General features: G+C 73.3%; 26 protein-coding genes. 7 read left to right on the top strand and 19 right to left on the bottom strand.

All coding sequences use genetic code 11. From position 1 onward, the window contains the following. Positions 1 to 29: 29 nt before the first annotated feature. The 10 genes from yajC to M3677_RS08155 form a co-directional block, all read right to left on the bottom strand. The gene (gene yajC / locus M3677_RS08110) at positions 30 to 425 is read right to left on the bottom strand and encodes a preprotein translocase subunit YajC (RefSeq protein WP_066654294.1); all 396 of its coding nucleotides are present in this window, start codon (positions 423 to 425) and stop codon (positions 30 to 32) included. Between the two features lie 168 nt (positions 426 to 593). Continuing rightward, on the bottom strand, positions 594 to 1,622 hold the full coding sequence (gene ruvB, locus M3677_RS08115) for a Holliday junction branch migration DNA helicase RuvB (RefSeq protein WP_066654292.1): 1,029 nt from the start codon (positions 1,620 to 1,622) through the stop codon (positions 594 to 596). Continuing rightward, the gene (gene ruvA, locus M3677_RS08120) at positions 1,619 to 2,239 is read right to left on the bottom strand and encodes a Holliday junction branch migration protein RuvA (protein WP_209682601.1); all 621 of its coding nucleotides are present in this window, start codon (positions 2,237 to 2,239) and stop codon (positions 1,619 to 1,621) included. The genes ruvB and ruvA overlap by 4 nt, the downstream gene beginning before the upstream one ends. Before the next feature lie 10 nt (positions 2,240 to 2,249). Then, complete coding sequence (ruvC, locus tag M3677_RS08125) at positions 2,250 to 2,891, bottom strand: crossover junction endodeoxyribonuclease RuvC (RefSeq protein WP_251160221.1); 642 nt, start codon at positions 2,889 to 2,891, stop codon at positions 2,250 to 2,252. Between the two features lie 4 nt (positions 2,892 to 2,895). Next, positions 2,896 to 3,660, bottom strand: coding sequence for a YebC/PmpR family DNA-binding transcriptional regulator (locus M3677_RS08130; protein WP_066654289.1), 765 nt, complete (start codon positions 3,658 to 3,660; stop codon positions 2,896 to 2,898). A gap of 163 nt (positions 3,661 to 3,823) precedes the next feature. Then, entirely contained in the window at positions 3,824 to 4,417 is a 594-nt protein-coding gene (gene pdxT / locus M3677_RS08135; RefSeq protein ID WP_209682605.1) for a pyridoxal 5'-phosphate synthase glutaminase subunit PdxT, read from the bottom strand. After that, on the bottom strand, positions 4,414 to 5,334 hold the full coding sequence (gene pdxS, locus M3677_RS08140) for a pyridoxal 5'-phosphate synthase lyase subunit PdxS (protein ID WP_066654286.1): 921 nt from the start codon (positions 5,332 to 5,334) through the stop codon (positions 4,414 to 4,416). Before pdxS ends, pdxT begins: the two co-directional genes overlap by 4 nt. 12 nt (positions 5,335 to 5,346) lie before the next feature. Beyond that, the gene (locus tag M3677_RS08145; RefSeq protein WP_251155514.1) at positions 5,347 to 5,895 is read right to left on the bottom strand and encodes an HIT domain-containing protein; all 549 of its coding nucleotides are present in this window, start codon (positions 5,893 to 5,895) and stop codon (positions 5,347 to 5,349) included. Positions 5,896 to 6,071: 176 nt separating this feature from the next. Beyond that, entirely contained in the window at positions 6,072 to 8,060 is a 1,989-nt protein-coding gene (gene thrS, locus M3677_RS08150) for a threonine--tRNA ligase (protein WP_251160289.1), read from the bottom strand. 153 nt (positions 8,061 to 8,213) lie between these two features. Then, positions 8,214 to 8,756: an adenine phosphoribosyltransferase gene (locus M3677_RS08155; protein ID WP_066654284.1), complete on the bottom strand. Its 543-nt coding sequence runs from the start codon at positions 8,754 to 8,756 to the stop codon at positions 8,214 to 8,216. A gap of 166 nt (positions 8,757 to 8,922) precedes the next feature. Between M3677_RS08155 and M3677_RS08160 the strand changes: the two genes are divergently transcribed. Beyond that, positions 8,923 to 9,933: a glycoside hydrolase family 6 protein gene (locus M3677_RS08160; RefSeq protein WP_209682611.1), complete on the top strand. Its 1,011-nt coding sequence runs from the start codon at positions 8,923 to 8,925 to the stop codon at positions 9,931 to 9,933. 250 nt (positions 9,934 to 10,183) lie between these two features. Here M3677_RS08160 and M3677_RS08165 read toward each other — a convergent pair whose 3' ends face one another. The 3 genes from M3677_RS08165 to ybaK all read right to left on the bottom strand — a co-directional run bounded on the left by M3677_RS08165 (position 10,184) and on the right by ybaK (position 14,315). Next, positions 10,184 to 10,417: a hypothetical protein gene (locus M3677_RS08165; protein WP_209682613.1), complete on the bottom strand. Its 234-nt coding sequence runs from the start codon at positions 10,415 to 10,417 to the stop codon at positions 10,184 to 10,186. A gap of 716 nt (positions 10,418 to 11,133) precedes the next feature. After that, the gene (locus M3677_RS08170; protein ID WP_251160222.1) at positions 11,134 to 13,737 is read right to left on the bottom strand and encodes an ATP-dependent Clp protease ATP-binding subunit; all 2,604 of its coding nucleotides are present in this window, start codon (positions 13,735 to 13,737) and stop codon (positions 11,134 to 11,136) included. A 95-nt stretch (positions 13,738 to 13,832) separates the two neighbouring features. Then, positions 13,833 to 14,315 (bottom strand): Cys-tRNA(Pro) deacylase, encoded by a 483-nt coding sequence (gene ybaK / locus M3677_RS08175; protein ID WP_251160290.1) that lies wholly within the window; start codon positions 14,313 to 14,315, stop codon positions 13,833 to 13,835. Between the two features lie 58 nt (positions 14,316 to 14,373). Here ybaK and M3677_RS08180 point away from each other — a divergent pair, with 58 nt between their 5' ends. Beyond that, complete coding sequence (locus M3677_RS08180) at positions 14,374 to 14,676, top strand: hypothetical protein (RefSeq protein ID WP_251160223.1); 303 nt, start codon at positions 14,374 to 14,376, stop codon at positions 14,674 to 14,676. Between the two features lie 57 nt (positions 14,677 to 14,733). Beyond that, a complete protein-coding gene (locus M3677_RS08185; RefSeq protein ID WP_251160224.1) occupies positions 14,734 to 15,471 on the top strand; it encodes a membrane protein insertase YidC in 738 nt (245 codons plus the stop codon). A 31-nt stretch (positions 15,472 to 15,502) separates the two neighbouring features. Here M3677_RS08185 and M3677_RS08190 read toward each other — a convergent pair whose 3' ends face one another. Then, positions 15,503 to 15,748 carry a hypothetical protein gene (locus M3677_RS08190; RefSeq protein WP_251160225.1) on the bottom strand — a complete coding sequence of 82 codons (246 nt, stop codon included), beginning with the start codon at positions 15,746 to 15,748 and terminating at the stop codon, positions 15,503 to 15,505. A 112-nt stretch (positions 15,749 to 15,860) separates the two neighbouring features. Between M3677_RS08190 and M3677_RS08195 the strand changes: the two genes are divergently transcribed. Next, complete coding sequence (locus M3677_RS08195; RefSeq protein WP_251160226.1) at positions 15,861 to 16,769, top strand: hypothetical protein; 909 nt, start codon at positions 15,861 to 15,863, stop codon at positions 16,767 to 16,769. A gap of 233 nt (positions 16,770 to 17,002) precedes the next feature. Further along, positions 17,003 to 18,385: an MFS transporter gene (locus M3677_RS08200; protein ID WP_066654264.1), complete on the top strand. Its 1,383-nt coding sequence runs from the start codon at positions 17,003 to 17,005 to the stop codon at positions 18,383 to 18,385. 50 nt (positions 18,386 to 18,435) lie between these two features. Here the strand turns inward: M3677_RS08200 and M3677_RS08205 are convergent, their stop codons facing one another. The 5 genes from M3677_RS08205 to M3677_RS08225 all read right to left on the bottom strand — a co-directional run bounded on the left by M3677_RS08205 (position 18,436) and on the right by M3677_RS08225 (position 23,867). After that, positions 18,436 to 20,724, bottom strand: a complete 2,289-nt coding sequence (locus tag M3677_RS08205; protein ID WP_251160227.1) for a carboxypeptidase-like regulatory domain-containing protein — start codon at positions 20,722 to 20,724, stop codon at positions 18,436 to 18,438. 95 nt (positions 20,725 to 20,819) lie between these two features. Then, positions 20,820 to 21,290, bottom strand: coding sequence for an NUDIX domain-containing protein (locus tag M3677_RS08210; RefSeq protein ID WP_066654258.1), 471 nt, complete (start codon positions 21,288 to 21,290; stop codon positions 20,820 to 20,822). A 33-nt stretch (positions 21,291 to 21,323) separates the two neighbouring features. After that, a complete protein-coding gene (locus M3677_RS08215; protein ID WP_066654256.1) occupies positions 21,324 to 22,361 on the bottom strand; it encodes an SGNH/GDSL hydrolase family protein in 1,038 nt (345 codons plus the stop codon). 110 nt (positions 22,362 to 22,471) lie between these two features. Beyond that, complete coding sequence (locus M3677_RS08220) at positions 22,472 to 22,828, bottom strand: PRC-barrel domain-containing protein (protein ID WP_209682631.1); 357 nt, start codon at positions 22,826 to 22,828, stop codon at positions 22,472 to 22,474. A 61-nt stretch (positions 22,829 to 22,889) separates the two neighbouring features. Further along, positions 22,890 to 23,867: a glycosyltransferase family 9 protein gene (locus tag M3677_RS08225; RefSeq protein WP_251160228.1), complete on the bottom strand. Its 978-nt coding sequence runs from the start codon at positions 23,865 to 23,867 to the stop codon at positions 22,890 to 22,892. Between the two features lie 61 nt (positions 23,868 to 23,928). Here M3677_RS08225 and M3677_RS08230 point away from each other — a divergent pair, with 61 nt between their 5' ends. Together M3677_RS08230 and M3677_RS08235 are read left to right on the top strand one after the other, a co-directional pair. Beyond that, on the top strand, positions 23,929 to 24,480 hold the full coding sequence (locus M3677_RS08230) for an HAD-IIIA family hydrolase (protein ID WP_066654254.1): 552 nt from the start codon (positions 23,929 to 23,931) through the stop codon (positions 24,478 to 24,480). Between the two features lie 71 nt (positions 24,481 to 24,551). After that, positions 24,552 to 25,604: a glycosyltransferase family 9 protein gene (locus M3677_RS08235; RefSeq protein ID WP_251155513.1), complete on the top strand. Its 1,053-nt coding sequence runs from the start codon at positions 24,552 to 24,554 to the stop codon at positions 25,602 to 25,604. Positions 25,605 to 25,647: the final 43 nt, after the last annotated feature.

The raw sequence follows: 25,647 nt of genomic DNA on the forward strand, positions 1-25,647 counted from the left end.
CGGGTCGGTGGACCCGGCGGCCGAGGGCGTCAGTCTTCGGTCTTGCGCTTCGTCGGGTCCGACTCGTCGACACGCTCGCCGTAGACGGGCTCGCCGTTGAGGTCGGCGATCGGCTTCGGCGCCGCAGCGTCGTCCTCGGGCACGACGGTGGTCTCGACGTCGGACGCGTCCTCGTCGACCACGCGCGACAGGGTCTGGCGGTGCACCGTCACGATGGTGCCGGGGGCGACCTCGACGTCCGCCGTGACCTTGTCGTCGTCGACGGACACGAGCGTGCCGTAGAGGCCGAACGAGAGCATGACACGGGAGCCCGGGACCATCTTCGTCTGGAGCTCCGCCTGCTGCTTCTTGCGCTTGCGGCTGCTGTAGAACATGAACGCGGCGAACGCCACGATGATGACGATGAGGAAGAGTGATTGGTCCATGGGGGCGGTGCCTTCTCTGGTTGCTCGGATCCAGCCGGAGCGGTCGCTGCTCGGCTTCGGGCCGTAGCAGTCTAGGGCACGGGCGTGTCCGCGATCGGGCAACCGCCTGAGTCCGTGCGGGCCGACCACGACACTCGGGCGACCGGGATCAGAATATCGTATACCTGATCAGTCGTCGAACAGGCCGGGCTGCGCGCCGACTCCGTCGCCCGGGGACATCCCGAAGTGACGCCAGGCCTGCGGGGTCGCGATCCGCCCGCGGGGCGTCCGGGTCACGAGTCCGACGCGGACCAGGAAGGGCTCGACCACCGACTCGATCGTCTCGGACTCCTCGCCCACGGAGACGGCGAGGGTGTTCAGGCCCACGGGGCCACCGTCGAACCGCGTGAGCATCGTCTCGACGACGGCGCGGTCGAGCCGGTCGAGCCCGAGCTCGTCGACGTCGTACAGGTCGAGCGCCCCCTGCACGGCGGCCATCCCGTCCGAGGTGCCGTGCACGAGGGCGTAGTCGCGCACCCGGCGCAGCAGGCGGTTCGCGATGCGCGGGGTGCCGCGGGAGCGACCGGCGATCTCGCGCAGGGCGGACCGGTCGATGCGCAGGTCGAGCAGGTGCGCCGCGCGGATCAGCACCTGTTCGAGTTCGTCCTTCTCGTAGAACTCGAGGTGCGCGGTGAAGCCGAAGCGGTCGCGGAGCGGGTTCGGCAGCAGCCCGGCGCGCGTGGTCGCACCGACGAGGGTGAACGGCGCGAGGTCGAGCGGGATGCTCGTCGCGCCGGCACCCTTGCCGACCATCACGTCGATCCGGAAGTCCTCCATCGCGAGGTAGAGCATCTCCTCCGCCGAGCGCGCCATCCGGTGGATCTCGTCGATGAAGAGCACTTCGCCGGGGACGAGGGAGGACAGCACCGCGGCGAGGTCGCCGGCGTGCTGGATCGCGGGGCCGCTCGACATCCGCAGCGGCCGACCGGACTCGTGCGCGACGATCATCGCGAGGGTCGTCTTGCCGAGCCCGGGCGGACCGGCCATGAGGATGTGGTCGGGGGTGCGTTCCTGCATGGCCGCCGCCTTGAGCAGGAGGTCGAGCTGGCCGCGGACCTTGCGCTGCCCGACGAACTCGTCGAGCGACTTCGGTCGGAGCGCGCCCTCGAAGGCGAGCTCCTCCTGCGACTCGGCTCCCGCCGAGGTGATCCCGCTCACCGGCCGGCCCCCGCGGGACGCAGGGTGCCGAGCGCGGCGCGGAGCAGGGCCTGCGTGCCCATCGCAGCGGCACCCGGGTCGCTCGCCACGACGGCGTCGACGGCGGACTGTGCCGCGTCTTCGCGCCAGCCGAGTCCGACGAGCGCCGACACGACGTCGAGCGCGGCCGGGTGCGCGCTGCCACCCGCGGCCGTCGCGGACGCAGGCGCCTGCTCGAAGGCCACGAGCTTGCCGGAGAGAGCGACCGTGATGAGCTTCGCGGTCTTCGGGCCGATGCCGGACACCTTGCGGAACGCCGAGTCGTCCTCGCTCGCGACGGCGTTCGCGACCTGTGCCGGGTCCATGTGGGCGAGGACACCGAGCGCCGACTTCGGCCCGACGCCGGAGACGCTGCGGAGCAGGTCGAACACCTGGAGCGCGTCGGTCGACTCGAAGCCGAAGAGCAGGTGCTCGTCCTCGCGCACGATCATCGCCGTGCGCAGGAACACCTCGGAGCCGTGGCGCATCGTCAGTGCGTGCGCCGGGGTGACCGTGACGGCGTACCCCACTCCCCCGACCTCGACCACGACGGCCGATCCGGAGACGTCGATGCAGGTTCCCCGGAGGCTCGCGATCATGCCCACGAGCCTAGGGCCGCCCACCGACGGCGCCGGCCCGCCGCGCGGCGGCACCCGGACGCGATGCCGCGGCAGCGGCACGCGCGAGCGGCGTGTCCGCGACCCCGGCCTGCGCGTCCCGCCAGGCGCGCTGTGCCGGGGTGAGCGTCGACGGGCCGGGACCGATCCGGTCGGGTGATCCGAGCCTCCAGGCATGGCAGACCGCCAGGGCGAGCGCGTCCGCGGCGTCGGCGGGCTTCGGGGCCTCGTCGAGCCCCAGCACCCGCGCGATCATCGTCTGCACCTGGCGCTTGTCGGCGTTCCCGTAGCCGGTGACCGCCGCCTTGACCTCCGACGGCGTGTGCAGCCCGACGGGCAGCCCACGGGCGGCGGCGGCGTGCAGCGCCAGCCCCGCCGCCTGCGCGGTGCCCATGACCGTCCGGACGTTCGCCTGTGCGAAGACACGCTCGACCGCCACCGCGTCGGGGCGGTGGTCGTCGATCTCGGCAGCGATGCCGTCGGCGATGCGCAGGAGCCGCTGCTCCAACGCCATGTCCGCGGGCGTGCGCACGACCGTCACGTGGACGAGTCGTGCGCGCCGGTTCGGTGCGACCTCGACGACGCCGACGCCGCACCGGGTGAGCCCGGGGTCCACCCCGAGCACACGGAGCACCGGACTAGTCCTCGTCCTCGTCGAGCTCGGCCTGGACGTCCGCGGGGATGTCGAAGTTGGCGTAGACGTTCTGCACGTCGTCGCTGTCCTCGAGCGCGTCGATCAGCTTGAAGACCTTGCGGGCGGTGTCGGCGTCGACCGGGACCTTCACCCCGGGGACGAACTCGGCATCGGCCGAGTCGTAGTCGATGCCGGCGTCCTGCAGCGCCGTGCGCGCCGCGACGAGGTCGCTCGCCTCGGTGATGACCTCGAAGCCGCCGCCCTGGTCGACCACGTCCTCGACACCCGCGTCGAGGACGGCCGTCATGACGGTGTCCTCGTCGAGACCGTCGGTCTTCGTGACCGAGATGACGCCCTTGCGCGAGAAGTTGTAGGCGACGCTGCCCGGGTCGGCCATGGTGCCGCCGTTCCGGGACATCGCCGTCCGGACCTCGGCCGCAGCGCGGTTCTTGTTGTCGGTGAGGCACTCGACGAGCATCGCGACACCGTTCGGGCCGTAGCCCTCGTACATGATCGTCGTGTACTCGATCGACTCACCGGTCAGGCCGGCGCCGCGCTTGATCGCGCGGTCGATGTTGTCGTTCGGGACCGAGGTCTTCTTGGCCTTCTGGACGGCGTCGACCAGGGTCGGGTTGCCCGACAGGTCCGCGCCGCCCATCTTCGCGGCGACCTCGATGTTCTTGATGAGCTTGGCGAACGACTTCGCACGGCGCTGGTCGATGACCGCCTTCTTGTGCTTCGTCGTTGCCCACTTGGAATGCCCGGACACGGTGCTCCTTGCGTCTAGCGGAAGATCCGGACCAGTCTACCGGCCGGGAGGCGCGGATCACCGCCGCCCCGCCCCCTTGCGCGAAACGCAACGTCGGTGACACCGCGCAGTGCGATGCCGCTGCGAGGAACCGCCGACGTTGCGTCTTGCGGGTCGGGAGGACCTAGGCGCTGCGGACGATGTCGAGGAAGCGGCGGTGGAAGCGGTCCTCGCCGGCGACCTCGGGGTGGAACGCGCTCGCGAGCACGGCGTCCTGCTGCACGGCGACGACCTGCCCGTCGGCGAGGGCACCGAGCACCTGGACGCCGGCGCCGTGCTCCTCGACCACGGGGGCGCGGATGAACACCGCGTGCACGGGGGCCTCGCCGAGTGCCGGCATCGGGATGTCGGTCTCGAAGGAGTCGTTCTGGCTGCCGAAGGCGTTGCGGCGCACGGTCGTGTCGAGCACGGCGAGCGTCTGCTGCCCCGGGATGCCCGCGGCGATCCGGGAGGACAGCATGATCATCCCGGCACAGGTGCCGTAGGCGGGGAGTCCCCCGCGGATCGCTGCGCTCAGCGGTTCGGCGATGCCGAACGTCCGGGACAGCTTGTCCATGACGCTCGACTCACCGCCGGGGATCACGACGCCGTCGAGCGCCTCGATCTCCTCGGGCCGACGGAGCGGCACCACGTCGGCGCCGAGCTCCGTCAGCGAGGCGATGTGCTCGCGGAAGTCACCCTGCAGCGCGAGGACCCCGATGCGGGGTCGGGCGCTCACCAGCCGCGCTCGGCGAGGCGGTGCGGAGCGGGGACGTCGGCGACGTTGATGCCGACCATGGCCTCGCCCAGACCGCGGGACACCTCGGCGATGACCTTCGGGTCGTCGTGGAAGGTCACGGCCTTGACGATCGCCGCGGCGCGCTTCGCCGGGTCGCCCGACTTGAAGATGCCGGACCCGACGAACACACCGTCCGCACCGAGCTGCATCATCATCGCGGCGTCGGCCGGGGTGGCGACACCACCGGCGGTGAAGAGCACGACGGGGAGCTTGCCGGTCTGCGCGACCTCCTTCACCACGTCGAACGGGGCCTGGAGCTCCTTCGCGGCCACGTAGAGCTCGTCCTCCTTGAGGTGGCGGAGCGCAGCGATCTCCTTCGAGATGGTGCGGATGTGCTTCGTGGCCTCGGACACGTCACCCGTGCCGGCCTCGCCCTTGGAGCGGATCATCGCCGCGCCCTCGGTGATGCGGCGGAGTGCCTCGCCCAGGTTCGTCGCACCGCAGACGAAGGGCGTGGTGAACTTCCACTTGTCGATGTGGTTGACGTAGTCGGCGGGCGACAGCACCTCGGACTCGTCGATGTAGTCGACGCCGAGCTCCTGCAGCACCTGCGCCTCGACGAAGTGGCCGATGCGGGCCTTCGCCATGACGGGGATCGAGACGGCGGCGATGATCTCCTCGATCATCGACGGGTCGGACATGCGGGCCACGCCGCCCTGTGCACGGATGTCGGCGGGGACGCGCTCGAGGGCCATGACGGCGGTGGCGCCGGCTTCTTCCGCGATGCGGGCCTGCTCGGCGTCGATGACGTCCATGATCACGCCGCCCTTGAGCATCTCGGCCAGGCCGCGCTTGACGCGGTCGGAGCCGGTGATCGAGGTGCCGTTGGTGCCCGAGGTGCTGGTGCTGTCGCTCATGATGCCGACAGTCTAGTCCGCAGCGGGCCAGCCGTCGGCGACGAGCCGGCGGGTGTCACCGAGCATCTGGGACATCGACTTCGTCCGGGCGATGATCGGGAAGAAGTTCGAGTCCGACGCCCACCGCGGCACGATGTGCTGGTGCAGGTGCGCGGCCACACCGGCGCCCGCGATCTCGCCCTGGTTCATGCCGATGTTGAAGCCGTCGCAGTGCGACACCGCACGCAGTACGCGCATCGCGGTCTGGGTCAGCTCGGCGATCTCCCGGATCTCCTCCGCGGTCGCCTCGTCGTACAGCGGGACGTGGCGGTAGGGGCAGACGAGCAGGTGCCCGTTGTTGTACGGGAACAGGTTGAGCAGCACGTAGGCGTGCTCACCGCGGGCGACGATCAGGGCGTCCTCGTCGGACTTCCGCGGCGCCTCGCAGAACGGGCAGTCGTCCTCGTGCCCGCGGCCCCGACCTTCCCGCCCGGCGTCGATGTAGGCCATGCGGTGCGGGTTCCACAGGCGCTGGAAGGCGTCCGGCACCGCCGCACCCGTGGCCGCGTCGCGGATCACCAGCGGGTCGTCCGCGCTGCCGGTGCCCGCGGCACCGCCCGTGTCGACGACCGGCGGACCGGGGTCGGCCGGGATCGCGGAGCCGGCCGGCCTCCCGGAGTCGGCCGGGGCCCCGGAGCCGGCCACGTCGACGACGTGACCGGCCCCGGGGACGGACTCCGAGCCTCCCGTGCGGTCCATCAGACCTGTGCGCGGTCGCGGATCGCAGTGAGGATGCGGTCGACCGCCTCGTCGACCGGCACGCCGTTGTCCTGGCGACCGTCGCGGAAGCGGAACGAGACGGCTCCGGCGTCGCGGTCGTCGCCGCCGGCGATGAGCTGGAACGGGACCTTCGCCTTGGTGTGCGTGCGGATCTTCTTCTGCATCCGGTCGTCCGAGTGGTCGACCTCGGCGCGGACACCGTGCGCACGGAGCTTCGCGACGACCTCGTCGAGGTAGTCGCCGTACTCCGCGGCGACCGGGATCGCGACGACCTGCACCGGGGACAGCCACGCCGGGAACGCACCAGCGTAGTGCTCGGTGAGGACGCCGAAGAAGCGCTCGATCGAGCCGAACAGGGCGCGGTGGATCATCACGGGACGCCGCCGCGAGCCGTCCGGGGCCGTGTACTCGAGCTCGAAGCGCTCGGGCAGGTTGAAGTCGAGCTGCACGGTCGACATCTGCCACGTGCGACCGATCGCGTCGCGGGCCTGGACGGAGATCTTCGGACCGTAGAACGCCGCACCGGCGGGGTCCGGGACGAGTTCGAGACCGGACTCCTCGGCGACCTCGCGCAGGGTGTTCGTGGCGATCTCCCACACCTCGTCGTCGCCGACGTACTTCTCCGGGTCCTTCGTGGAGAGCTCGAGGTAGAAGTCGTCGAGCCCGTAGTCGCGGAGGAGCGAGAGCACGAACTCGAGCGTCGTGGTCAGCTCCTCCTTCATCTTCTCCTGCGTGGTGAAGATGTGGGCGTCGTCCTGGGTCATGCCGCGCACGCGGGTCAGGCCGTGGATGACGCCGGACTTCTCGTTGCGGTAGACCGTGCCGAACTCGAACATCCGGAGCGGCAGGTCGCGGTAGGAGCGGGCCTGCGAGCGGTACGCCAGGATGTGCATCGGGCAGTTCATCGGCTTGAGGTAGTAGTCCGCACCCTGTCGGGTGACGTTGCCGTCCTCGTCGCGGGCCTCGTCCATGTGCATGGCCGGGAACATGCCGTCCTTGTACCAGCCGAGGTGGCCGGACTGCTCGAACAGGTCGCCCTTCGTGATGTGCGGCGTGTAGACGAAGGAGTAGCCCTCCTGCTCGTGCCGGCGGCGCGAGTAGTCCTCCATCTCGCGGCGGATGATGCCGCCCTTCGGGTGGAAGATCGCCAGGCCAGAGCCGATCTCGTCCGGGAACGAGAACAGGTCGAGCTCCGCGCCGAGCTTGCGGTGGTCGCGCTTCGCGGCCTCCTCGAGTCGGACGAGGTACGCCTTGAGCTGGTCCTTGTCCGGCCAGGCGGTGCCGTAGATGCGCTGCAGCTGCGGGTTCTTCTCCGAGCCGCGCCAGTACGCCGCCGCGACGCGCATGAGCTTCGCCGCGTTGCCGATCCACCGGGTGTGCGGGACGTGCGGGCCACGGCAGAGGTCCTGCCAGACAACCTCGCCCGACTTCGGGTCGACGTTCTCGTAGACCGTGAGCTCGCCGGCCCCGACCTCGACGCTCTCGCCGGAGTCGCCCTCGGCCGCGGCGCCCTTGAGGCCGATGAGCTCCTGCTTGAAGGGCTCCCCCGTCATCAGCTCGCGGGCCTCGTCGTCGGTGACGACCTTGCGCCGGAAGCGCTGGGCCTGCTTGACGATGCGGTCCATGCCCTTCTCGATGGCCTTGAGGTCCTCGGGGGTGAAGGGCTCGGCGACGTCGAAGTCGTAGTAGAAGCCGTCGGTGACGGGCGGGCCGATGCCGAGCTTCGCGTCCGGGTTGATCTGCTGCACGGCCTGCGCGAGCACGTGTGCGGCGCTGTGCCGGAGGATGTCGAGGCCGTCCTGCTCGTCGAGCGTCACCGGTTCGACGGTCTCCCCCGCCTCCACGTCGGCCGCGAGGTCCTTGAGCACCCCACCGACGCGGATCGCGACGACACCGCGGACGCCGTCGAAGAGCTCGGTGCCCGTCGTGGCCGTCGTCGCGGTGCGGGGCTCGGGTGCCTGGGGCAGGTCTGCGGGCTCTGGTGCGACTGCGTCGGTCACGATCGTGGTGCTCCTCGGTTGGTTCAGGGGTGGGTCAAGACTAGTGCGCGGCCGCAGCGGTCCAGGCGCGGCCGCGGCGGTCCCGGCGCGTCCGCGGCGGTCTCGGCCGGCGGCAGCGGTTCAGGCGGGGACGCGGCCGAGCGTCGTGACGGGCAGGCGCGGCTCGAGGCGCTCCCGACCGGAGAGCCCGTCGAGCTCGAGCAGCGACGCGAAGCCGATCGCCTCGTACCCGGCACGCTCGAGGAGCGTGATCGTCGCCGCAGCGGTGCCCCCGGTCGCGAGGACGTCGTCGACGACGAGCACGCGCGTGCCCTGCGGGAGCTGGCCCGGCCGAAGCTCGAGCTCTGCCTCGCCGTACTCGAGCGCGTACTGCTCGCTCAGGACCTCGCCGGGCAGCTTGCCGGCCTTGCGGACCGTCAGCACGCCGACCTGGTGCTGGGCCGCGATGCCACCGGCCAGGGCGAAGCCGCGGGCCTCGATGCCGGCGACCGCCTGGAACCCCGCACCGATCGCGAACGGCGCCGCGAGGGCCTCGCAGACCCGTCCGAACGCCACGGGGTCGGAGAACACCGGCGTCACGTCGCGGAACAGGATGCCGGGCTTCGGGAAGTCCGGGACGATGGCGGTCAGGCGTTCGACGAGTGCAGCTGCGGTTTCGGTCACCGCACAACGGTACGCGACCGCAGGCGCCGCACGCGCCCGGCCGTCCGTCGCCTGTCCCTCGTTCTGGAGATCGCCCCGACGCCGCCCCGCGGGTTCTGATGGTCTGCGGCAGGTGGAGCGGGACGGCAGGGACGTCCCGGCAGCGGACGGACACAGGACGGGGACCATGTACTCGAGGATCAGGACGATGGTCGCGCTCGCCGTCGTGGCGACGGCGGTGGTCGGGGGCACCGTGACGTTCCCCGCGGCTGCGACGGCGGCGTCCACCGCGCCGCTGCCGCGCGCTGCCCTCCACTCCGCGACGCCCGGGCAGGTCTTCGCCGGTGGGTTGTACCGGCAGCCGGACAGCCAGCCCGCCCAGGCCGCGGCGGCGCTCAGCGCGGCGGGGAGGACGACCGAGGCCGCCGCGGCCCGCACCATCGCGCAGCAGCCGATCGCGATCTGGCTCGGCGAGTGGTACACGGGCGACGCGCTGGACCGGGTGATCGCGCGGAACCTCGCCGCCGCGGAGAAGACGGGCACGACGCCGGTGTTCGTCACGTACGCCGTCCCGAACCGCGACTGCGGCGGGTACTCGGCGGGCGGCCTCTCCCCGTCCCGGTACGCCGCGTGGAACCGTCGCATCGCGGCCGACCTCCAGGGGCACCGGGCCGTCGTGATCGTCGAGCCGGACTCCCTGGCACACCTGAGCACGTGCACCGCCGAGCGAGCCCGACGGCCGGGCCTCATCGCGGCGGCCGTGCGCGTGTACGCCGCCGCGGGGGTCCCCACCTACCTGGACGGCGGGAACGAGGACTGGAACCCCGCGGAGCTCCAGGCGACGTACCTGCGGGAAGCCGGTGTCGCCCAGGCCCGGGGGTTCTTCACGAACGTCGCGAACTTCTACGGCGTCGACGGTGAGCGGGCCTACGCCGAGCGGCTCAGCGCGATGACGGGTGGAGCACGGTACGTCGTCGACGTGTCGAGGAACGGTCGTGGGTGGCTCGGCACCTGGTGCAACCCGACCGGGGCCGGTCTCGGAGGGAAGCCCCACGTCGCAGCGGGCACGACCCGGCTCGACGCCCTGCTCTGGGTGAAGACGCCGGGGGCGAGCGACGGGACCTGCAACGGTGGGCCGGCGGCGGGGACGTGGTTCCCGTCGTACGCGGTCGCACTGGTGGCCAACCGGAAGCGGTAGGCGCGGGGTCGCGGTCCCGCGCGGGGCGGGTGCCCTAGGTGCGGCGGGCGCGGCGAGTGTGGCGTTCGTCGCGGAGCACAACGGGAAGCACCTCGCGCCATGCGATCGCATGGCGCGAGGTGCTTCTGGTTGTGCGGAGGCCGTGCGCGCGGCGCTGTCGCGGCTGCGGCTGCGGCTGCGCGCCGCCGCGTCGGCGCAGCCGGAGCGGCGGCGCGTCGGCGCAGCCGGAGCGGCGGCGGGGCGCGGCGCGTCAGCGCCACATGCGCATCGCGGCGCTCCGCACGAGCAGCTCGAGCTCGCGCTCGCGCCGCTCCCGGTCGAGCCGCTGACGGGTGGCGTGGTCGACCGACGGACGCACGTGGTGCGTCCGACGACTCCAGATGATCAGCGACATGCCGATCCGGAGGGCGATGCGATCGGCGAGCGTGACCCGGCGGCGCACCGCGCGGGTGTCGGGGGGACGGACGTCGATGTCGTTCGACACGATGGTGCCTTTCGTGGGTGCCCGAGGGCATGACGGAGATCCCGACCGCCGACCGCGTGGATGCGCCGGGAACGGGTTCGCGAAGAACGCCCGGTGAATGCGGGCGAGAATGATCGGCAGGGCGCGCAGGAATGCGCGCGGCTGCATTGTCGGTGACCGATCGGGTCACCGAGTGGAATCGTCGGAGAGACGTCCGCCGCTCGCGGTCCGATCTCGATCCACCACGCCGCGCCCCCGGCCGCCGTCCGCAGGACGGGCGTCCGTCACCCGGACGGGCGTCCGTCACCCGAACGGGCGTCCGTCAGCTGGACGGGCAGCCGTGGCCTGCACGGCGTGTGTGGTGCGGCACAGCGGGGCTGTGCGACGACGATCGGGACCGCACCACCGCGTGCTCAGGGCAGCGACGAGCGGGACCTCGGTCGATCGAGGAGAACGGCTGGAGCGGGGCGTCCCGCGTCAGTGCGAACGGAGCGGGGTGCCGCCGATCCCACGGATTCCACGGAACGGGTTCGTCATGGCGATCATCATTGTCGGCCCCCTCTCGGTCTCGTACAGCCGGTGATGCTCGTGAACACTATCGGCGTCGGGAATGCGAGCGCAACCCCTTTCTCGAACATTTCCGGAATTGCATCCGAGAACACACGAGGACGTCGCAGGACGCGGAGCGGCCCCGGTACCGCTGGGGTGCCGGGGCCGTTCCGTGTGAGCGGGTCGGATCAGACCGTCGCCGGGGCTGACGCTCGGGCGACGAGCCGGCCGTCCTCGAGGTCGATCCGGACGGTGTCGCCGGCGTGCGCCTGCTCGTCGACCACCAGGGTCGCGATGCGGTCGTCGACCTCGCGCTGGATGAGTCGACGGAGCGGACGGGCGCCGTACTCGGGCTCGTACCCGTGCTCGGCGAGCCAGTCGGTCGCCGCCTCGGACACCGCCAGGGTCATCCCCTGGGTGAGGAGCCGGAGCGCGGTGTCCTGCAGCAGCAGGTCGACGATCGACCGCAGCTGCTCCTGCGACAGCTTGCGGAAGAGCACGATCTCGTCGATGCGGTTGATGAACTCGGGCCGCATCGACTCGCGCAGCCTGCCCATCACACGGGCGCGCAGGTCCTCCTCGGAGTAGCCGCCGTCCGCCGAGGCCGAGAACCCGAGCGCACCGGAGCGCGATGCGAGGAACTCCGAGCCGATGTTCGACGTCATGATGACGACGGTGTTCCGGAAGTCGACCGTCCGTCCCTGTCCGTCGGTGAGGCGGCCGTCGTCGAGCACCTGCAGCAGCAGGTTGAAGACGTCCGGGTGCGCCTTCTCGACCTCGTCGAGCAGGACCACCGAGTACGGGTTGTGACGGACGCGCTCGGTGAGCTGCCCGGCCTCCTCGTGACCGACGTACCCGGGAGGGGCACCGACCAGGCGAGAGACGGTGTGCCGTTCGCCGAACTCGCTCATGTCGAACCGCAGCATGGCGGACTCGTCGCCGAAGAGCGATCCGGCCAGGGCCTTCGCGAGCTCGGTCTTGCCGACGCCCGTCGGGCCGAGGAACAGGAAGCTGCCCACGGGACGACGCGGGTCGCCCATGCCGGTCCGGCTGCGTCGGACGGCGGTCGCGATGGCGCGCACGGCGTCGTCCTGGCCGACGACGCGCTCGTGGAGTTCGTCCTCGAGCGCGGCGAGGCGCGAGCGGTCACCCTGCGAGATCCGGGTCGCCGGGATGCCGGTGGCACGCGACACGACCTCGGCGACGTCTGCCTCGGTGATCACGCGGTCGGCGGTCGACGGCCGGGAGGCACTGCTCGCGTCCCCCTGCGAGGCGGCGGTGATCTGCGCCTCCAGTCCGTCGATCTCGTCGCGCAGGCGCGACGCCTCCTCGTACAGCTCCTCGGCCACCGCGCGGTCCTTGTCGGCCTGCAGCTCCGCGACCTGGTCACGGAGCGCCTCGACGTCGACGTCGCCCGACAGGGCGAGACGGCGTCGTGCCCCGGCCTGGTCGATGAGGTCGATCGCCTTGTCCGGCAGGTGCCGGTCGGTCACGTACCGGTGCGAGAGCTCCACCGCGGCGCGCAGGGCGTCGTCGGTGTAGGTCACGTCGTGGTGCTCGGCGTAGCGCGGGGCGAGGCCGCCGAGGATCGCGACGGCGTCCTCGATGCTCGGCTCCCCCACCCGGACCGGCTGGAAGCGCCGCTCGAGCGCGGCGTCCTTCTCGATGCGGCGGTACTCGCGCAGCGTCGTCGCGCCGACCAGGTGCAGGTCGCCGCGGGCCAGGCGGGGCTTGAGGATGTTGCCGGCGTCCATCGAGCCGCCCTCGCCACCGCCCCCGGCGCCGACGACGGTGTGCAGTTCGTCGATGAAGACGATCAGCTCGTCCGCGTGCGCCGCGATCTCGTCCATCGCCGTCGTCAGGCGCTCCTCGAAGTCGCCGCGGTACCGGGTGCCGGAGAGCATGCCGGCGAGGTCGAGCGCGACCACCCGCTTGCCCCGGAGCAGCGCGGGCACGTCGCCGTCGGTGATCCGCTGCGCGAGCCCCTCGACGATCGCGGTCTTGCCGACGCCGGGCTCACCGATGACGACGGGGTTGTTCTTCGTGCGGCGGAGCAGGATCTCGACGGTCTGCTCGATCTCGTCGGCGCGGCCGATCACCGGGTCGATGCGTCCGTCGCGGGCGCGTTCGGTGAGGTCGGTGCCGAACTGGTCGAGCGTCGGGGTGTCGCTCGTCGTGCCGTTCGTGGGGTCGGCGGTGGTCTCGGTGGCTCCGGGCATCGGGCGCCCCTCTCGTGCTGCTGCCGCGGCCTGCTGGGCGTGCTCCTGCAGGTGCTGCGGGGTGACACCGGCGCTCGCGAGCAGCTGCCCCGTGACGGTGTCCTGGTCGGTGACGAGCGCGAAGAAGACGTGCTCGGGGTCGGTGTAGGTGCTGCCGAAGGCCTTGGCGGCCTGGGTCGCCTCGAGCAGGATCCGCTGTGCGGTCCCGGTCAGGGCGGGCTGCCCGGTGCGCTCGGGACGCGGGTCCGTCGGCGCGGGGAGGCGTTGCTCGACCTCGGCGGCGAACTGCTCCGGGTCGACACCGGCGGTGCGCAGGACCGCGGTGAAGGGCTCGGTGCGCACGAGCACGTGCAGGACGTGCAGCGCGTCGATCTCGTGCTGGCCCTGTGCGACGGCGTACTCGGCGGTGTGCTGGAGCACCTCGTGGGTACGTCGGCTGAGGAGCCGCGTGATGTCGACCGGGCGTCCCAGCGGGACGGATCGCTGGGCACCGGACTGCTGGGCCGCGATGAGCCGCGCGAGGAACGCGTCGAACGCGTCGTCGCCACCGGTCGGGCCGAACGTTGCTGGCAAAGGGACCTCCTGGGAACTTGAGTGCCTTCGACTCAATGCAACGCTGGAGGACCCGCTCCATTCCCGGCGGGTACAGAAACTTGCGTCAGACCGACTCAGGTCCGCGCGATGGCCGCCGTGGAGGCGCCGGTGACGCGGACCAGGTCGGCCGGCGCGACCTCGATGTCGAACCCGCGGCGCCCGCCGGAGACGAAGATGCTCGGGTGCTCGAGCGCGGTCTCGTCGACGACCGTCCGCAGGCTGGTCTTCTGTCCGACCGGACTGATCCCGCCCACCACGTACCCGGTCCGCTTCTCGGCGAGGGCAGGTTGGGCGAGCGTCGCCTTCTTGCCGCCGAGGGCAGCTGCGATGGCCTTGAGGTCCAGGCGGTTCGCGACCGGCACGACCGCCACGGCCAGCTGCCCGTCCACCGAGACGACGAGCGTCTTGAACACCTGGTCCTCACGGAGGCCCAGTGCCGCGGCGGCCTCCTCACCGAAGTTGGTCGCGGTCTCGTGGTGCTCGTAGACGTGCGGCGTGAACGGGATCCCCGCCCGCTCCAGGGCGAGGGTCGCTGGGGTGCTCGGCGATCCTGCGATCCTGCCCGTCCGGGACTGCCGGTCCTCGACGGCACGCGGGGGTTACGCTGAACGGACCATGACCGTCGTCGAACTCCTGCTGCGCGCCCTCGCGGTGCTGCAGATCGGCGATGCCGGCCTGCTCGGTCCGGCGGGTTCCCCGGCGCCCCTGCTCGCCGTCGCCGCGCTCGGCCTCGCCGCCGTCGCCGTCACGGTGCTCGTCGTCCGGCTGCTCGCGACGGCGCTCGGTGTCGATCCGGGTGCCGAGGGCTCCGAGCGGACGGGCGCAGCGGTGGAGCGGGCGACCCGCATCGCGTGGAGCCACCCCGACGCCGACGGCCAGGTGCGGTCGCGAGCACCGGGAGCGCCGACACCGGCCTGACCGCCCGCGGGTGGTCGGGTCACGTCGTCACGGACCCCTCCACTCGAACGGAACGTCATGGACATCACCACCCTGCCCGTCGTCGGCGACCTGCTGCGCGCCGGCGTCGACCTGCTCGCCGCGCTCACCGCAGCCCTGTCCCCCGTCGCCGGTGGCGCCGCAGCGGCCCTCGCCGTCGTGGCGCTCACCCTGGGCGTGCGCATCGTGCTCGTCCCGCTCGCCGTCCTGCAGGTGCGGGCCGAGCGCGACCGGCGTCGACTCGCCCCGCAGCTCGCCGCCCTCCGCAGGCGCCACGGTGCGGACACGCGACGCCTCCAGGAGGCCGTGCAGCGCCTGTACACCTCCGAGCGCGTCTCCCCGCTGGCCGGGTGCCTCCCGGTGCTCGCGCAGGCTCCGGTCCTCTCGCTCGTGTACGCGCTCTTCACGCACGCGTCGATCGCCGGCGCCGCGAACGCCCTGCTCGACGCGACACTGGTCGGGATCCCGCTCGGGCACACGCTCCTGGTGGCGCTCGCGTCGCCGCTGTGGAGCCACGCCTGGGTGGTGCTCGTGCTGCTCGTCGTGATGGCGGTGGTGGTCGAGGCGTCGCGCCGGGCCACCGTGCACTGGAACCCGACGGCGGAGCCGGCCGCCGGTACGCCCGGGGCCGGTCCGGCCGCTGCCCTGGCGCGCTGGGCGCCCTTCGCGTCGGTCGTCCTCGCCGCGGTCGTCCCGCTCGCCGCGACGCTCTACGTCGTCACGAGCGCCGTCTGGACCCTCGGGGAACGCGCGGTGCTGCGGCGGATCGTCCGCTGAGCCGGGCAGGGGGCGCGCGGGGCGGCCGGTCTCAGCCGCCCTGGCCCTCCTGCTGGGGCCCCTGGTCGACGGGGTCGTACTCGGTGCCACGGCCCTGCTCCTCGTCGGGGGTGGGCACGTGCCGCTCGGTCCCGCTCCCGCCGGGGCTCGTCGCCACGTAGTCGGCCTCGCCGGACTGGGTGTCGTGGCTCAGGGGCTCGAGCGTCTCGGGATCGGCGTCGTGCCGGGTCTGGTCGTGGCCGGAGGCGTCGTGCGCGGTTCCTGCGTCGGTGCTCATGCCACCCGTCTACGCCTCGGGGACTGGACACCTCCCGCTCGGGGGGGGGCGGACGTGCCGTCGTCCGGGTGGGAGCATGTGGGTGTCCGGTGCGTCCGGACCGGGAGTGCGCATGGCCGACGAGGACGTCACGGCGGAACGGGCACGACTCGAGGCCCTCGCGTGGGGAGCCGGGGTCGCGGCCGAGGACGCTGCGCGCGCCCGGCTCGAGCTCCGCGGGCTGCGGGACGGCAGCACCGTCGCGGGTGCGACGCCGCCGGCCGGGACGACGACCGACGACGCACGTCCGGCGGCCCGCACGACGAGCGCGGCCGGACGGTCGTCCGTCGCTGCGTCGACCGCTGACCGACCGACACCGGCGGCGGGGCCGATCCGGACCGGGCCCGGCTCAGCCGGTGCGTCGGCGCCCGCCGACCCGGTCGGGCCGGAGGGCGAGCAGGAACCGGCCATGGGACCGGGTGCCGTCCGCGCCGGGGGCGGGGCGGACCTCCAGGCCGGGAGGCCCGCGTGGCGGACACGGGTGAGCGGACTGCTCTGGACCGCGCGGCCGCGCGCCTGGATCGCGCTCGGCGCGGCGGCGGTCGTCGGACTGGCGTTCGCGGCGGGCACGCTGGTGGGCACGACCGACGGGCAGCTGGCCGCCGCGCCCAGCACGACACCGACACCCGGCGCGATCACCCTCGAGGAGCTGCTGGACATCCCGCAGACCTCCGCGGACCAGCTGCCGGGCCCGGTCGAGGCGCCCGTGAGCCTCCGCACGACCCGGCTCGTGTTCACGAACCGGGCCCTGGACGGCAGCGCCTTCGAGACCCCGTGGAACGTGTGGGCCGGGGTCGGGACCGACCGCGAGACCATCTGCCTGGTGGCGACCGCGAACCGGCTCGAGTCGACCACCGCCTGCTACCCGCGTGAGGACGCCCTGCACGGGAACGTCTCGCTCTCCGCCCAGTCGATGAGCGGCACGCTCACCGTCACCCTGCGCGGCGGCGGTGTGCAGGGCACGGTGACGAACGAGAACTGATCGGGAATGCTCGTCCGAGCATCTCGTTGGAGCGCTACAAGATTCTTCGGCGACCCCCTCGCGCGATCCGGATGCTCCGTGCAACACTGGATGTGCGCACTCGCCGTGGAGTCGTCACAACCCGACCGGGTCGTTCGACCCGGACCACACCCACCGCGAGCGCGCACCGCGCACCGCCGTCACGACGGCCGGTCCGACGCGCGCTCCGGCGTTCCCCGGAGGAGGTCAGCAGCGTGTCCACCAACACCACCACCTCGGCCGTGTCGACGAGCACGCGGCCGATCACCGTCACCAACCGGTCGATCGTCGGCATCGCCGTGCTCGGGCTCGCCACCTTCTTCGCGATCACCACGGAGCTCATGCCGGTCGGGCTGCTCGGCACGATGAGCCGCGACCTCGGCGTCAGCGAGTCGACGATGGGCTTCGTCGTCACCGTGTACGCGGCAGCCGTGGCGATCCTCGCCCTCCCGCTGACGTCGCTCACCGCGCGGCTGCCCCGCAAGGCGGTCCTGGTGTCGACCCTGGTCGGCTACGCCGTCTCGAACGTGCTGGTCGCGGTCGCGCCGAGCTTCGCCGTCGTCTGCGCGGGTCGCGTCGTCGGCGGCGTCGCACACGCGCTCTTCTTCTCGGTCGCGTCGGCCTACGCGACGCGGATCGTGCCCCCACGGCTGGCCGGACGCGCGATCGCCTTCGTCTACTCCGGCAGCTCGCTCGGCTTCGTCCTCGGCGTGCCGCTGGCCACCTGGGTCGCGCAGACGATCGGGTGGCGCCCCGCCGTCGGCTCCGTCGCGCTCGCCGCAGCCGTCCTCGCGCTGGTCGCGGTCGCGTTCCTGCCGGCGGTCAGCGGGACCGCGTCCCCGCACATCGGTTCACCCCGCGCGTGGGCCCGCACCGGACTGCTCTCCGTCGTCGTCGCCGACCTGCTGCTCTTCGCCGGGCACTACGTCGTCTACACCTACATCGGCCCGTACGCGATCGACGCCGGGCTCGACGCCGGCATGGTGAGCGGTGCGCTCCTGGTGCTCGGCGGGACCGGCATCGTCGGCCTCTGGCTCGCCGGCACCTTCGTCGACCGGGCACCGCGGCAGACGTTGATCGCCGCCGTCGCCGTGATGGCCGCCGCCTTCGCCGTGCTGCCGTTCGTGCACGGCTCGCTGTTCGGCACCATGGTGGTCGCCGGGGTCTGGATGGCGGCGAACGGCACGACCGGCACCCTCTTCATGGCCGCGGCGATCCGCACCGGCGGCGTCTCCCCCGACATCGCCGGCGCCCTCGTCAACGGCGCGTCGAACATCGGCATCGCGGGCGGGGCAGCCGTCGGCGGGCAGGCGCTCGGTGCGGTCGGCCTGCAGTACCTGCCGTTCGCCGGCGCCGTCGTGCTGATCGGCTCGCTCGGCGTCGTGCTCGCGGCGCGCCGCGGCTTCCCGGTGCACACGCACGCGCAGGAGCACCTGTCCACGACGTCGGTCGAGGCGATCACGTCCTCGCTCGCGGTCGTCACCAGCTCGGTGCCGGTCGTCAGCCGTGCGATCGCCACCATCACCGGGTCGATCGGCGTCGCCACCGGCACGGTGTCGACCGCGACGGGATCCGTGCGGACGCAGCGGCGGCGCTGAGCCCGGGACACGGGAGCCCGGAGCCCCGAGCCCGACGGCCGGGTGTGCGGTCAGTCCTGCGGGACCGACCGTCGACGACGTGCCGCGCGGACCGACAGCAACCCGCCGCCGGTCAGGAGCAGCAGCGCTGCGACGGCGACCGCGGGGGTGACGTCGGCTCCGGTGAAGGCGAGTCCGCCACCGGTCGGGCCACCACCGTTGCCCGTGCCGGTACCGCCCGCGACGGGTGCCGCGCTCGGGGTCGGGCCGTCGGTCGGCTGCGGCGTCACCGTCGGGGTGGGCTGCGGCGTGCCGGCGACCTCGGCGAGGACGAGGCGCACGGGCTCCGGCGTGCCGCCGACCGCGGCGGTCGTGACCACCACCGGGTCCGACTGCTCGGAGCCGGTCCCGGCCGTGATCGTGTACTCGGTCAGCGGGCGGAGCCCCTCGAGCACGAAGGTGCCGTCGTCGCCGGTGGTCGTGCTGACCGGCTCGCCGTCGTCGTCACCGGTCAGCGTCGCCACGACCGGGACGGCCGCGGCGGGGGCGCCGTCCGCGTCGCTGACCGTGCCCGGCTGGTCGACCGTCGGCAGGGGCAGGACGAAGTCGACGGCGTCGGCGGCGGTCCCCGTGGCGGGCGTCGTGACCGTCCGGACGGGGGCCCCCTCGACGCTCACGGCGTACTCCGTCGACGGCGTCAACCCGGCGAGCGAGTACCCGCCGTCCGCGGTCGTCTCGACCGTGACCACGGCACCCGAACCGGCCTCGACCGGCCGTGCGGTGACGGTCGTGTCCACGACGGGCGTGCCGTCCTCGTAGCGGACGGAACCGGCCTGCCCGACCGTGACCGCCACCGGCGTCGTGAACGGGAAGTCCGCTCGGACCGTGCCGTCGGCGGTGACCTCGACCGTCAGCTCGGTCGGCTCCGGAGCACCGGCGACCGCGGCCTCGGTACGGACGGTGTAGGTGCCGGGCCGGAGCGCCAGACCGTAGGTGCCGTCGGCGTCCGTCTCGACGGTGGCCACCACGCCACCGCCCTGCAGGACCTCCACGAGCGCGGGTGCGGCGGGGGCGCCGCCGTCGAGCGTCACGCGGCCCGTGATCGTCCCCACGCTGATCGGCAGGACGATCGGGTCGAGCGCAGCCACCGGGGCACCGTCGGCACCGGTCGAGCCCGACACCGGCGGGGCACCGCTCACCGTCGCGACGACCGCGGTGCCGGCCGGCAGGCCGACGGCACGCCAGCGCCCGTCCGCGTCCGTGACGACGGTGGCGAGGGGCAGCCCCGAGGTGTCCGTGACGGTCACCTCGGCGTCGGCGACGGGGCGGCCGTCGGCGTCGACCACCGAGCCGTCGAGGTCGACGGTCCCCGGGACCGTGCTGAGGACGAAGTCGGCGTCCGTGACGTCGGTCCGGAGGTCGACCACCGCGGGAGCGCGGTCGACCGCCGCGTTGTCCGGGGTCGCGATCGACACCCGGTACCCGTCGGCCTGGGTGAGCGCGGGGAACGTGTACGCACCGTCGGCACCGGTGGTCGTCGTGTACTCGGTGCCGTTCGGAGCGGTCACGGTGACGAGCGTGTCCACCAGTGGTTCGCCGTCGAGTGCCGCAGTGCCGGAGAGGGACGAGGTCCGGTTCGCGAACCAGGTCTGGTAGACGGGGAGGCCACTGCGTTGCTGGTAGGCGATGGTCAGCGTCGCGAGCGACGCCGTCGGTGTGAACCATGCGCTCGCGCCGGCGGTGTCGTTCGCGGCGTCGTTGCCCCGCAGCACCCCCGTGGCCGGGTCCCAGGACGGCAGGTCCTGACCTGCCGCCACGCCTCCGGGATCGCGCGGGCAGCTCCACCCGCCGGGCGAGACGGTCGAGCACGAGTTGTACGAACCCGCGTAGCCGAGCTGGTCCACGGTGGCTGGGGTGCCGTCCGCGAGGGTCGCCGAGATCGTCGCCTGGTCGGCGTCGACGTCGCCCAGGACGAAGGACCAACCGCCGGCCCCTGGCGTCCCACCGTCGAACGTCCAGGTCGTGACGGCAGGGCTCCGCGCGTCGTCCGCCGCCGGCCGCTGGTTGAGGTACGTCGCACCGCGACTGGTGCCGTAGACCCTGCCGGGCGGCGTCGACGCCCCCTGCCAGGTCGATGCGCCGGAGACGACCGTGGCCTGCCGGGAGGTGGACGTGAAGGTGGTGTCCGGGAACCCCGGGAGCGCGATCGAGCCGGTGTACGCACGACTCGTGCCGTCCACCGTGACGGTGGCCCAGTTCCCCGTGGTCGCGGCCGTCGCGCTCGTGACGCCGCTCACCGCCAGTCCTGCCCCGAGTGCGACGGCGATGCCGCCGGCGATGACGGTGCGCCATCTGCGCATGTGTGCTCCCCTGTGTCGGCGCCGACGAATACCCGACGCTTGCTCAGGCTATCCGGGCAGCGCGGACGAGGGACAGCCCCGGTGCGGGTCGCGGATCACCGGCCTTCCAGGGCGGCGAGCAGCCGGTCGAGCGCGACGACCTGGCCGGACACGAGCACCCCGCGCGCCTCCTCGATGCCGAACCAGCGGGCGTCGTCGACCTCGGGGACCGCGACGAACCGACCGGAACCGCGCGGGAGCTCGACCTGCACCGTGTTGCTCCGCACCTCGTCGACCTCGAAGTCGTCCGCCCGTGCCGCGAAGACCCGGACGCGCTTCCCGGAGGCCTGGCGGACCTCGCCGAGGTCGAGCACGGGTCCCGTCGGTGCGGGGACCCCGATCTCCTCGGCGAACTCGCGGCGCGCGGTGTCGAGTGCGTCCTCACCGTCCTCGACGAGCCCCTTCGGGATCGACCACGCGCGCGGGCGTCGACGCCAGAACGGTCCGCCCATGTGCGCGACGAAGACCTCCGGGGTGCCGTCCACGGGCGACCGACGGTGCAGCAGGAGTCCGGCGCTGGTGACCACCGATCGACCCTACGACGAGCGGCCGTGCACGGCTCAGTCCGCGAGCCGGCGGAGCTCCGAGGCCACCTGCCCGGTCAACCACGCCACCCCGCGCCCGTTCGGGTGCAGGGCCCCGGGCACCATGTCGATGCGGCTCAGGTCGCCCGCCCCGGAGAGCGAGACACCCGCGACGTACGGGTCGTCGGTCGCGCAGGCCGAGTGCGCCTGCGACCGGGCGAACACGTCGACGAACGGGACGCCGGCCGCCTCGGCAGCGGACGCCGAGACCTCGTCGAGCGACTCCTGGACCCCGTGCAGGTACCGGACGTCGCCGTCGGTGAACGGGTAGGTGTCCCGCGGGAAGGACCCCACGAGCGAGCCGAGGTCGAGCGCCGAGCGGAAGCACCCCCGCGCCGGCGTGTGGGCCGCGTCCGGGAAGATCGCCGGGTAGCCGAGGAAGACCACGACCGCGTTCGGCGCGGCCCGGCGGACCGCGGCGAGCGTGTCCGCGATCCCGAGCGCGACCCGGGACCGGATGCGCACGTCGAGGTCGTCCACCCCGTCGTGCACGAGGGTGCTGCGGCACGACGGGGCGTCCCGACCGGAGAACACCGGGCCGCGGGAGGACAGCGCCAGGCAGGAGGCGGCGGTGCCGAACAGGTCGGCGTCGTTGCCGCCGATCGTCAGCGTGACCAGCCGGGTGTCCTCGGACAGTGCCCGGACCTGGGGCGGCACCCCGCGGAACTGGTACCCCGACACGACGTCACGACTGGTCGCCCCCGCGCACGTCACGTCGGTCAGGTCGAGTCCGAAGCGCGCCGCGAGCCGGTGGGGGTAGTCGCGCGCCGACTGCGCGCAGGCGCTCGTCGGCAGCCGGGTCGGGTCGCCCAGGCCGTAGCCGGCCGAGTAGGAGTCGCCGAGTGCGACGTACTCGCTGCCCGGCGGCAGGTCGGCGAGCGTCTCGGCCGGGTCGTCCGTCACCGGGTACGGCTCCGGGACCGGCCACATCGGCGCCGCGACGGCGCCGTCGGTCGGTGCGACCGCGACCGGGCCCGACGGCGCGACGACGACCGCGGCGAGGACCGCGAGCACGAGGGCGACGGCGGTCGACCGCTTCGAGCGGGTGGTGCGCTGCAGGGGGTCCTCCGGGTGGACGCGACGACGGGACGGGCAAGGCTACCTGCCCGTCCCGGGTGCCGGTGTCAGCGACGACCCAGGCGCCGTTCCCCGTTGCTGCCGGTCTGGTACTGCAGGCCGTAGTGCTCGTACAGCACGGGTTCGGTCGAGGCCTCGAGCTCACCGTCGGTCGGGATGGTCGGGGCGTCCTTGACGAGCTTCTTCGGGAACGTCACGAGCAGGTGCTTCGGCGCCACCGTCGCACCGACGAGCGGGACGAAGAGCAGCTTCTGGAACCCGGGCAGCCCGGTGGTGACGGCGCCGAAGGCGGGATCGGACGTCGCGGTGTCGTAGTAGATGCTCTCGAGCGTGCCGATCTTGTCCTCGGTCTCGTCGACGACGGGCAGGCCGATCCAGTCACGGATGTTGGCGGCTTCGAACACGGGGCGCTCCCTTCGAGCAGGACAGGTACGCCTCGACGCTACCGACGACCCCTCGGCGGGTTCACGGCGAAGTGGCGGGGGCGACCGGGAGCGAGTCGACGGCGGCGAGCACGTCGTCCACGCCGACGGCCAGGAGCGCCGGGTCCGGGTCCTCCGCGAACACGTCCCCGCGGCGCACGGACGCGTCGGTGAGCACGACGTGCGGACCGGAGGCGGGCGGTCCCCAGGCCTCGGGCGGCGCCGGTCCGAACACCACGACGGACGGGATCCCGTAGGCGGACGCGAGGTGGGCCGCCCCCGTGTCGACGGTCACGACGAGCGCTGCCGATGCGATGACGCCGGCGAAGGCCCGCAGCTCCAGCGCGCCCGCGAGGACCGCCTCCGGCGGCAACCCGGCCGACTGCGCGACGGCGGTGGCGCGCTCGACGTCGTCCGCGCCTCCCGTCAGGACCACGTCGAGGCCGCGCTCGCGGAGCCCCCGCACCACGGCTGCGAAGCGGTCGGTCGGCCAGTGCCGCGCACCGTGGAAGGCACCGATGTGCACGACCGCGGCACCCGGCGCGGCGGACGGGGCGGCCGGGCGGGCGATGGCGACCTCGTCGGGGTCGGCGGGGATGCCGTGCCAGGTGAGCAGGTCCGCCCAGCGCTCCCGCTCGTGGACGTCGTCCGGCCACTCCGGGCCCTCGTACCCGTGGGTCGGGTCGGCGTGGCCGATCACCCGCCGGGCACCGAGTGCGGCGACGAGGTCGGACGACTCCGGCCCGGCACCGTGCAGGTTGACCGCGACGTCGACCGCTCCGGCGGGGGCGGCGATCGGGTGGTCGAGCCCGTGCTGCGCGAGGTGCACGTCGACGGGCAGCAGCTCGACGACCGGGGCGAGCCACGCGGTCGTCGCCAGGGTGATCCGGTGGCCGGGGAACGCCCGGCGGAGCGCGTGCAGTGCGGGGACGGCGACGAGCGCGTCCCCGAGCTTGATGGCGCGCAGGACGAGCAGGTCGGGGCGTCCGTCGGACGGGGGCAGGGCGGGGACGGCGGTCACGGTCCGACGCTATCCGGCCGCGCCTGGGCCGGTTCCCGGCCGGCGGACGGTACCAAGGAGCATGGCTCTCGCGAAGGACCGCGCCGTCCGCGGTCTGCTCTTCGACCGTGACGACACCCTCGTCATCGACGTCCCGTACAACGCCGACCCCCACAAGGTCGTCCCCGTGCCCGGCGCCCACCGCGCGGTCGAGCGCGCCCGGACCGCCGGTCTGCGCGTCGGGGTCGTGACGAACCAGTCGGCGATCGCGAAGGGCCTGGCGACCCGCGAGCAGGTCGACGCGACGAACGCCCGCGTGGACGAGCTGGTCGGCCCGTTCGACGTCTGGTGCGTCTGCCCGCACGACGCCGGCGACGGGTGTGCGTGCCGCAAGCCGCGTCCGGGGATGGTGCTCGACGCCGCGCGACGGCTCGGGCTCGACCCGTCCGAGATCGTGGTGGTCGGGGACATCGGCGCCGACGTCGGTGCGGCGGCGGCGGCGGGTGCGCAGGGCGTGCTGGTGCCGACGCCGCGGACGCGCGCCGAGGAGGTCGAGGCGGCGGAGACCGTCGCCGGCTCCCTCGACGACGCCGTCTCCCTCGTGCTGGCCCGGGTCCCGGCGGCCCGGGCGTGAGCCGCGCCGAGCAGCGCGGTCCCGAGGGTGCGGAGTCGACCACGGCCGACGAGCGGACCGGTCCGCGCGTCCTGGTCGTCCGGCTCGACTCGTTCGGCGACGTCCTGGTGGCCGGCCCCGCGGTGCGCGCCGTCGCCGCGGGGGCCGCGCACGTCACGATGCTCTGCGGCCCCCAGGGCTCCCCGGCCGCGGACCTGCTGCCCGGGGTCGACCGGGTGCGGGTCTGGGCAGCGCCCTGGGTGACCGAGACCGCGCGGCCGATCGACGACGCGCTGCTCGGCGAGTTCCGTGCGCTCGTCACCGAGGAACAGCCCGACGAGGCCGTCGTGCTCACCTCGTTCCACCAGTCGCCCCTGCCGGTCGCCCTGCTGCTCCGCCTGGCCGGGGTGCCCCGGGTCTCCGGTGCCTCGGTCGACCACCCCGGGTCGCTGCTCGACGTGCGGCTCCGCCCGGGCGAGGACCTGCCGGAGGACCTCCCGGAGCCGGAGCGCGCCCTCCGCATCGCCGAGGCCGCCGGGTTCGCCCTGCCGGCGGATGACGACGGGAGGCTCGTGGTGCGGATCGACGCCGTCGCACCACCCGAGGTGGCCGCCCTGGACCGCTACGTGGTCGTCCACCCCGGCGCGAGCGTCCCGGCGCGCTCCTGGCCGGAGGAGCACCACCGTGACCTCGTCGCGGCCTACGCCGAGCGCGGGATCCCCGTGGTCGTCACGGGCAGCCCCGGCGAGCGGGCGCTCACGGCCGCCGTCGCGGGCGACACCGCGGTCGACCTCGGCGGTCGGACGTCGCCCGCCGAGCTCGCCGCGGTCCTCGCCGGCGCCGAGGTCGTCGTCGTCGGCAACACCGGTCCGGCACACCTCGCCGCCGCGGTGGGGGCGCGCATCGTCAGCCTGTTCTCGCCGGTGGTGCCGGCGGTGAAGTGGGCCCCGTACGCACCCGAGGTGGAACTGCTCGGCGACCAGACCGCCGCCTGCCGCCTGAGCCGTGCCCGGGAGTGCCCGGTCCCGGGCCACCCGTGCCTGTCCGGAGTGCGCGTGCAGGACGTCCTCGACGCACACGGACGCCTGCTGGCGCGCGGCACCGGACCCGGCGCCGTCGCGGACGGCAGTGCGCTCAGCGGATGAAGCAGGAGAAGCTGCGAGGAGGACCAGCAGTGCTCCCGTAGCG

The organism is Curtobacterium sp. P97 (assembly GCF_023712445.1).
Classification (GTDB): domain Bacteria; phylum Actinomycetota; class Actinomycetes; order Actinomycetales; family Microbacteriaceae; genus Curtobacterium.

Bases quoted from the DNA above. Each gene is read 5' to 3' on its own strand.
- yajC (WP_066654294.1), bottom strand. From the start codon at position 425: ATGGACCAATCACTCTTCCTCATCGTCATCATCGTGGCGTTCGCCGCG.
- ruvA (WP_209682601.1), bottom strand. From the start codon at position 2,239: ATGATCGCGAGCCTCCGGGGAACCTGCATCGACGTCTCCGGATCGGCC.
- pdxS (WP_066654286.1), bottom strand. From the start codon at position 5,334: ATGAGCGACAGCACCAGCACCTCGGGCACCAACGGCACCTCGATCACC.
- M3677_RS08160 (WP_209682611.1), top strand. From the start codon at position 8,923: ATGTACTCGAGGATCAGGACGATGGTCGCGCTCGCCGTCGTGGCGACG.
- M3677_RS08180 (WP_251160223.1), top strand. From the start codon at position 14,374: ATGACCGTCGTCGAACTCCTGCTGCGCGCCCTCGCGGTGCTGCAGATC.
- M3677_RS08185 (WP_251160224.1), top strand. From the start codon at position 14,734: ATGGACATCACCACCCTGCCCGTCGTCGGCGACCTGCTGCGCGCCGGC.
- M3677_RS08190 (WP_251160225.1), bottom strand. From the start codon at position 15,748: ATGAGCACCGACGCAGGAACCGCGCACGACGCCTCCGGCCACGACCAG.
- M3677_RS08195 (WP_251160226.1), top strand. From the start codon at position 15,861: ATGGCCGACGAGGACGTCACGGCGGAACGGGCACGACTCGAGGCCCTC.
- M3677_RS08205 (WP_251160227.1), bottom strand. From the start codon at position 20,724: ATGCGCAGATGGCGCACCGTCATCGCCGGCGGCATCGCCGTCGCACTC.
- M3677_RS08230 (WP_066654254.1), top strand. From the start codon at position 23,929: ATGGCTCTCGCGAAGGACCGCGCCGTCCGCGGTCTGCTCTTCGACCGT.